This window comes from Pseudomonas sp., assembly GCF_037994325.1.
Taxonomy (GTDB): Bacteria; Pseudomonadota; Gammaproteobacteria; order Pseudomonadales; family Pseudomonadaceae; genus Aquipseudomonas.
This window is the reverse complement of sequence record NZ_JBBNAH010000687.1, coordinates 1-5,452: the sequence shown is the minus strand read 5'-3', so window position 1 is coordinate 5,452 and position 5,452 is coordinate 1. Positions and strand designations below refer to the sequence as shown.

Sequence of the window (5,452 nt, the reverse complement as noted above, 5' to 3'; positions counted from 1 at the left end):
GGGCGCCTCACTAACGTAGCGCCTGCCGTTTTTTATTCGTTTTTTGTAACGTTGCAGGAGCTTTACACCATGGCGTCGCCAGCCTTTCAGGGATTCTTCACGCGCTTCGCAGCCGCGGCTGCCATTGTCGGCGCTGTGAGCATCAGCGGTTGTCAGAGCTGGCTGGACAGCCACTACGCCGACAGCGTGCCACCCACCACCGGCATTCAGCCGATCAAGGGCCTGGCGCAAAGCGTGTCGATCCGCCGCAATGCCATGGGCATGCCGCTAATTGAAACCACCACCTTTCACGATGCATTGTTCGCCTTAGGATATGTGCATGCTGGCGACCGCCTGAGCCAGATGGTCGGCATGCGCTTGATGGCCGAAGGTCGGTTGTCGGAAATGGTCGGCCCGGGCGCGCTGGAAATCGACCGATTTATGCGTGCGGTCAATCTCAAAGCCAGCGCCGAGGTGATGTACAAAAACGCCTCGCCACGGATAAAGAAGTTCTTTGAGGTGTATGCCCGTGGCGTCAACGCCTACCTGTACCGCTACCAAGACAAGCTGCCGATGGACCTGGCTGAGTCGGGCTACAAGCCCGCGTACTGGAAGCCGGAAGACTCGGCGCTGATCTTCTGCCTGCTGAACTTCGGCCTGTCGGTCAACCTGCAAGAAGAGATCGCCGCACTGGCGCTGGCGCAGAAAGTCGGCAGCGACAAACTGGCCTGGCTAACGCCGACCTACCCCGATGAACCGCTGCCCTTTGACGAAGCCGACAAACTCAAAGGCCTGGTACTCAGCGGGCAAATTCAGGGCCTGAGCGCCTTGGGCCAGGTCACTGAGCAAATCGCCGGGCTGGATATGCTCGGCGTAGCCGCTTCGAATAACTGGGCCATCGCCCCGCAAAAGAGCCGCAGCGGCAAAAGTCTGCTGGCCAACGACACCCACCTGCCGATTTCCATGCCCTCGGCCTGGAACTATGTGCAAATCCGCTCGCCGAAATTCCAGGCCGCCGGTGTTTCTATCGCTGGCGTACCAGCGGTGGTCGCCGGCTTTAACGGCAAGCTGGCCTGGGGCATGACCATGGTTATGGGCGACAACCAAGACCTGTTCCTGGAAAAGATCAAACGCCAGGGCAGCCAGGTGCTGTACGAAGCCGACGGCAAATGGGTCGGTGCCAAGGTGCGCCAGGAAACCTTCTTTATCAAAGGCCAGCGCCCGGTGCGCGAGGCCATCTATGAAACCCGCCATGGCCCGCTGCTAAACAGTGTGCTGGGCGAGCGCAAACATATGCTGCAACCGCTGCAAATCAGCAGCGGCTATGGCCTGGCCCTGCAAAGCGCGTCGTTGGACGGCGACAAGACTCTGGATGCGTTCTTTAACCTGTCCCGCGCGCAATCGGTTGAGCAAGCCTTTGATGCCGCCCGCGATATCCGCGCCATTCCGCTGAACCTGGTATTCGCCGACGCCCAGCATATTGCCTGGCAAGTGACCGGCCGCTACCCGAACCGCAAGGCCGGTGTTGGCCTGCTGCCCTCCCCCGGCTGGAATGGCCAGTACGACTGGGATGGCTACGCCGACCCGATGCTGTACCCCTACGACCAAGACCCGGCGCAAGGCTGGTTGGGCACCGCCAACCAGCGCACCATTCCGCGCGGCTATGGCATGCAGTTGTCGAATTCCTGGTACTACCCCGAGCGCGGCGAGCGCATTGCCCAATTGGCCGGCGCCGGCAAGCACGACGCGAAAAGCATGATCGCCATGCAGTACGACCAAACCTCACCGTTTGTAGGCAAGCTGCAAGGCATGTTTGAAGCACCGGGCATGGCCCAGCCGCTGAAAAAAGCCATCGACGCCCTGCCCGCCGCCGACCGCGCCAAGGCCCGCGAAGCCTACAGCCGCTTGATGGCCTTTGACGGCAACCTGCGCGCCACCTCGGCCGACGCCGCGTTGTACGAAGCCTTTCTGCAAGAAAGCATGCGCCAGACCTTTCTCGATGAACTCGGCCCGGACACCAGTGCAGCGTGGAAAGCGTTGGTTGATAGCGCCGACCTGTCCTACTCGGCACCCGCCGACCACCTGCTCGGGCGCGACGACAGCCCGTTCTGGGACGACGTAAAAACCCCGCAGAAGGAAGATAAACCGACGATTCTGGCGCGCAGCCTGCTGGCAGCGGTCAACCTCTGCGAAAGCAAACTGGGCGCCGACCGCGCGACCTGGCAATGGGGCAAGCTGCACAGCTACACCTTTGCCAGCGACTCCACGCAAATGGCGAAAAACCTCAGCACGGGCGATGCCGCCAGCGTTAACGCGATCAAGGGTTACTTGGACCGCGGCCCCTACGCCGCAGGCGGCGACCACACCACCTTGAACGTCTCGGCCTATCACTGGGGCAAAGACTTCGACACCTGGCTGGTGCCGGCCATGCGCATCGTCGTCGACTTCGGTCAGCCGGAACCGATGCTGGGCTTGAACAGCACCGGTCAATCCGGCAACCCGGCCAGCCCGCACTATGGCGACGGTATCGACGCCTGGTTGAAGGGCCAATACATGACCTTCCCGTTCCAGCCGCAAAACCTCGACAAGGTCTACGGCACCAAGCGTCTGCTGCTGACCCCAGGCAAATAAGCACCGTTCGTCGAGCCCTGCTGAACTAATGCCAGGGCCGACGACTCAGAAACAGTGGACTTACTCCATAGATCTTTTTAGGGCACCCTCGGGTGCCCTTTCTTTTGCCTGCAAAAAAGCGCAAACGAACATCAGGTTGAACTTTGCGCCCTGGAGCCGTTCAGACCTTATGCATCGTTTGATTCTCCGGGCGCCACGTTAGGCGCCTATTTTTTTGCCTGCGACTTGACCCAACGCTAGAGGAAAAGGCCCGTAGGGTTGTGCTGTGCGCAACAGGCGATATCGGCGTTTTACACCAGGGTGCGCACACCAAGCACGGACCGGCACACCCTACTGCTGTTAAAGCGCTTCAGCCGTTTCTGCCTCAACCACCGGCGCATCCATCTGCACCCACAACGGCAAGGCGCCGGAGGCTTTTTCCAGCAGGCCCATGCGCACGGCGTGGGCGGCCAGGTCTTCTTCGTTAGCCCGCACAACGCGGGTACGCGGGCGGTCTGCCGGCAGGCGGCGGATTTCGCTGGCTTGGTTGGCGCCACCATCACCGCCGTTACCGTCCGAGGCGTTACCAGCCAGGGACAGGCTGGTCTGCCCGCCGGTCATGGTCAGGTAGACGTCGGCGAGAATCTCGGCGTCGAGCAAGGCGCCGTGCAGTTCACGGCCGGAGTTGTCGACGCCATAACGTTTGCACAGGGCGTCGAGGTTGTTGCGCTGCCCCGGGTGGCGCTCGCGGGCCATCATCAGGGTGTCGAGCACGGTGCAATGCTCGGTGATGTCGGCGCGGTCTTCCTGGCCCAGCAGGGCAAATTCGTTGTTGATAAAGCCGATGTCGAACGCGGCGTTATGGATGATCAACTGGGCGTCTTTGATGAACTCGAAAAACTCGTCGGCCACTTCCTTGAAGCGCGGCTTGTCGGCGAGAAATTCATTGGTGATGCCGTGAACTGCAATGGCGCCTTCATCACTTTCGCGATCGGGCTGCAGGTACACATGGAAATGCCGGCCGGTGAGGCGACGGCCAATCAGTTCGACGCAACCGATCTCAATGACCCGGTGGCCATCGGTGACCGGCATACCGGTGGTTTCGGTATCGAGAACGACCATCCGCTGCGCTGTACTTTTGAAATCTGTCATCTGGTATCTGCCTGTGAACACGCGGGAAATCGTAACACGCGGGAAGAATTCGTCGAAACGCCAGAGGCGGTAAACAGCGCGCAGGGAAGAAAGGCTAAGGGTCCAGCGATGGAACAGCCGTCGTTGATGAATCATGCCTTGTTCAGCTATCTGAAAACGCCAAACCGCCGAGTTGGTTTGGCGCTCAGATTGGCGCATTAAACCTTGATAAAGTTTTGCGCCGCCAAGGCTCCAAATGGCAAGGAAGCCAGCGGCCCGCCCACGGCCAACGAGCCCAGGTCCACGGGGTAGAAACCCATGGCTTCGATAAGCGCGCGCACGTCGGCTTTGGCAGCCAGATCATCACCGGAATAAAACAGCACACGTTTACCGCCTGCTACTTGCGGCTCGGCCAAGACGTTTACGTCCAGGTGATTGAACGCCTTCACCACCCGGGCGCCTGCCACGTAGCTGCTGAGCACGGCACTGGAGTCTTTGCCAGCAAGATCGATGGCCTTGATGCCGTAGGCCGCAAGCGGGTTGCTGGGGTCGTTGGCGTCGTCGGAGTTGGGGTCGAGAAACGCCACGGGGTTGGTGCCGTCAATCACGATGCGGCCGTTCCAGGCGGGCAATGCGCTTAACACCGCTTCGGCGTCGGTCCAGCGAATAGCGGCCAAAACGATATCGGCGCTCGCCGCCTCGGCCACGGTGCCCGCTTTGATACTAGAACCGAGCTCTTCAACGAGCCCAGCTAATGACGCCGGCCCTCGGCTGTTGGCGATAGTCGCCGAAATGCCGTTTTTAGCCAGAACACGTGCAACGCTTGCGCCCAGGGCGCCGGAACCAATAATGCCAATACTCATGGTGTAACTCCTATTGAAAAAAGGGGTGTACAAATCCGTCACCGCCCGGGCAAAAGCGCCAGGCAGCAGTTAAGAAGGTTTCGGTTGTTTATTGGCTGCGCTAGGCGCACCGCCGGGCAATTACCTGAAGATCGGGGTAGCGCCTGTGGCCTCGGTCTTTCTCTGTTCACGAAGACGCCGACCGATTTCGGCGATTTTGATCTCGCCCGCCCGCAACGCTTCGGCACTGGTGTGCACCGAGTAGTGGCCCAGTTGCAGTTCAAAGGGATGCGGGGCGGCGGAGCCGATGACAAACACGGCATCGCTCTCGCCCGCTGTGAGCCGGACGGCTTTACTGCCCGGCTCAAATACCACCATTTCTCCGGCGTCGATAACGTCTGGCGAGGTCAAATGCCCACGGCTCACGCTCAACCACAAGGAGTCGTGCCCAGGTGGCGGGGTGTATTCCCAGGTGCTGCCTTTGGCAACGGTGACCAGCAAGTAGTTGATGTCCGCAGGAGCGCGAACCGGGCTATGCACGCCGGCGTAGCTGCCGAGAATTACCCGGGCAGGCCCCACCTGCGGCATGGCTGCGGCTTCCAGATATTGGCTGTCGACTGCGGCGTTTTCCAGGTGCGGCGGCAACGCAACCCATAGTTGGAACCCCTGAACGCGTTGCGAAGTGCCTGCGCTCATCTCTTTGCCATGCCAGACGCCGCCTCCGGCGCGCATCCACTCCACGCCACCGTAGGCAATTTCGCCGGTTCCAGCATCTGGGTCATCGAAGTGCATATTGCCTTCGGTCACCACCGTGACCGTGGCGATTCCTGAGTGCGGATGCATGGCCATCTGGCCAAGAAACGAGCGATCGCCTTCAAACAGGTCAAGAA

At 60.6% G+C, this 5,452-nt stretch carries 4 protein-coding genes; 1 reads left to right on the top strand and 3 read right to left on the bottom strand.

Annotated elements, in window-relative coordinates:
• Positions 1–69: 69 nt before the first annotated feature.
• Positions 70–2,610, top strand: coding sequence for a penicillin acylase family protein (locus AAAB16_RS22735; protein WP_340665384.1), 2,541 nt, complete (start codon positions 70–72; stop codon positions 2,608–2,610).
• Between the two features lie 339 nt (positions 2,611–2,949).
• Here the strand turns inward: AAAB16_RS22735 and dnaQ are convergent, their stop codons facing one another.
• The 3 genes from dnaQ to AAAB16_RS22720 form a co-directional block, all read right to left on the bottom strand.
• A complete protein-coding gene (gene dnaQ / locus AAAB16_RS22730; RefSeq protein WP_340665385.1) occupies positions 2,950–3,711 on the bottom strand; it encodes a DNA polymerase III subunit epsilon in 762 nt (253 codons plus the stop codon).
• A gap of 227 nt (positions 3,712–3,938) precedes the next feature.
• Positions 3,939–4,583, bottom strand: coding sequence for an NAD(P)-binding domain-containing protein (locus tag AAAB16_RS22725; protein ID WP_340665383.1), 645 nt, complete (start codon positions 4,581–4,583; stop codon positions 3,939–3,941).
• A gap of 120 nt (positions 4,584–4,703) precedes the next feature.
• A partial coding sequence (locus AAAB16_RS22720) for a pirin family protein (RefSeq protein WP_340665382.1) occupies positions 4,704–5,452 on the bottom strand: 749 nt, incomplete at its 5' end.

Bases quoted from the DNA above. Each gene is read 5' to 3' on its own strand.
- dnaQ (WP_340665385.1), bottom strand. From the start codon at position 3,711: ATGGTCGTTCTCGATACCGAAACCACCGGTATGCCGGTCACCGATGGC.
- AAAB16_RS22735 (WP_340665384.1), top strand. From the start codon at position 70: ATGGCGTCGCCAGCCTTTCAGGGATTCTTCACGCGCTTCGCAGCCGCG.
- AAAB16_RS22725 (WP_340665383.1), bottom strand. From the start codon at position 4,583: ATGAGTATTGGCATTATTGGTTCCGGCGCCCTGGGCGCAAGCGTTGCA.